The sequence below is a fragment of the Dysgonomonas sp. PH5-45 genome (genome assembly GCF_029893235.1).
Classification (GTDB): domain Bacteria; phylum Bacteroidota; class Bacteroidia; order Bacteroidales; family Dysgonomonadaceae; genus UBA1309.
In genome coordinates this window covers 1-2,288 of the sequence record NZ_JARXWE010000063.1, presented here as the reverse complement: position 1 = coordinate 2,288, position 2,288 = coordinate 1, and the positions used below count along the sequence as shown (strand labels likewise).

Here is a 2,288-nt window from a genome sequence, read left to right as displayed (position 1 = left end):
AAGTAAGGTCCACTGCCGGACTACTCATACATACGATGGGCAAAATTGCCATCGCTTTTATTTATCTAATTTTTTAAATACTGATTCGCATTAGTAACTGTTTAATGATTCAAAGATTCTCTTTATCTGTTGCCTCCACTTTCAAGTGGAGGAATATAATTGTTAATAGATAAAGGCTTTAACCAAATCCCGAAGGACGGGTAAACATTCGTATCATACACCAAATGGCGACGGGTAGTTCCCTGTGGCAAAACCAATTGCCACAGGGTGTGCACTTGTATACGCGCACTACTGTTAATCGTTAACGGTTAGTCCATAGTAAAGACACAACGAACCATATGCCGCGCATCCGGAGTAATGGTGGCTCGGCCTACTGGCCATTGACTCTGCCAGTAGCTCCAGGTCCATGCGGCGGGGTTTCCTCCGTACGAGTAGTAGTATATGTTACTAGACCAGTAGGAGAAATTATACATATACTCGGTTCTCGGTATGTCAGTGGAAGTAGGCTGTGATTGTAGCGTACTGTGGACACTTTGTAGGGCGGCCAACTCGCCAACAGTAGGAAGTCTCCAACCCAGACCACGGTGATTCTCATCGATCTGATCAGAATTATTGCTACACTCATCCACAGCGTCAAGCCAATTTGAGAGGCCGAACTCCCCTCCTATAGGTCTATAATAGATGCAAATATCCTTTCTTGGTGGCTCATTAAAATATCCCTTTACAGCATCCCAAAGAACGTTAGTTTTAGAATGATTTAAAACGTTGCTTCCATCTTTCAGTGTGTACTCCCCTCCGACAGCCACATATCCCGGGCATCTGGTCACAACCAAAGTATATTTCCCCGAGCTACCCGGACAATCGACGTCTCCTACCTCGCAGTAGTACTTGTAGGTGCCTTCTGTCGGTTCTTTGGCTGTATAGCTACTGTTTGTTGCCCCGCTTATTGGAGCATAATCGCCGTCATTGACACTACGATACCACTGGTACGATACGGTAGCAGGCGGCGTACCCGATGCGAAGGTGGCCGATACCGGACCCAGCTCTACTTCTGTGTTTAAAAAGACGCGCAGTGATGGGCTGTCCGTGCTTGGCGATACGCTGCTTGGACTTTCGCAAGGGACTGTACAGTTTGTTACAGTTACCTTGGTACTAGCAGATGCATTACAGCCATTAGCGTCAGTGTAAGTTACTGTCACTGTTTTCTCTCCTTCAGATTTCCATTTGATGATCAATGTCTTTCCAGAAGTACCACCTGTTATAGTATAGTCACTGGCAGAGCCGCTAACCGACCAAGTACAACCGCTATTCTGACTGGCAGTGAAGGTAGCATCTTCGTTTAGGCAGACTGTTGCAGGCGGTGTAATATCTACTGTTGGCACTGGATTCACCGTCACCGTTACGATATGTGCAACACTTGGACAACCATTAGCTGTGGCTGTGTAAGTGTAATTAACCGTTTTGGCTGTAGTTGTAGAGTTGGTCAACACATGATCGGTGATGCTGCCGGTACCACTGGTGGCAGAACTGCTGGAGGTCAAGCCGGAAGGCAACGTTCCACGAGTCCAGCCAAAGCTTGCGCCAGCAACATTACTAGTAGGGGTGTAAGAGAAGGTACTACCGCTACAGATAGACGTACTGGTTGGGCTGGTCATAGACGGACTTGGGTTGACAGTTACCGTTACGGTCTTGGTATCGTTCGCACAAGCAGGATCTGTTCCTCTGGTCGATATAGTAAGGATGGTAGAAGCGGTTGGCGTACCCGAAATAGTCACAGACTTGGTGTTATTTCCTGTTATAGTTAACCCAGCCAATGTTCCGGTCACTGTCATATCACTGTTTGAGGTATAGGTTACCGAACTAATGCTACTTCCGGAACAAACCGTTTGTGTCGAATTACTTTCATTGATCGCTTTATCATCGCAAGGGTCTGTACAGTCTGTTACAGTTACCGTTACGGTCTTGGTATCGTTAAAACAAACAGGATCTCCCGTTCCTCTGGTCGATATAGTAAGGATGGTAGAAGCGGTTGGCGTACCCGAAATAGTCACAGACTTGGTGTTATTTCCTGTTACAGTCAACCCAGCCAATGTTCCGGTCACTGTCATATCACTGTTTGAGGTATAGGTTACCGAGCTAATGCTACTTCCGGAACAAACCGTTTGTGTCGAATTACTTTCATTGATTGTTTTATCAACGCAAGGGTTGGGGCATTTCTCGTGCATCCTCACCCATTTCTCACCATTCCAGTGATATAGTCCGGGGCAGATATTGGTGCCCAATACCGT

General features: G+C 46.5%; 1 protein-coding gene. It reads right to left on the bottom strand.

Annotated features, from left to right (window positions below):
* Positions 1 to 308: 308 nt before the first annotated feature.
* Positions 309 to 2,288, bottom strand: a 1,980-nt coding sequence (locus M2132_RS11920) for a PKD-like domain-containing protein (RefSeq protein ID WP_280673846.1), incomplete at its 5' end; no start/stop codon positions are given.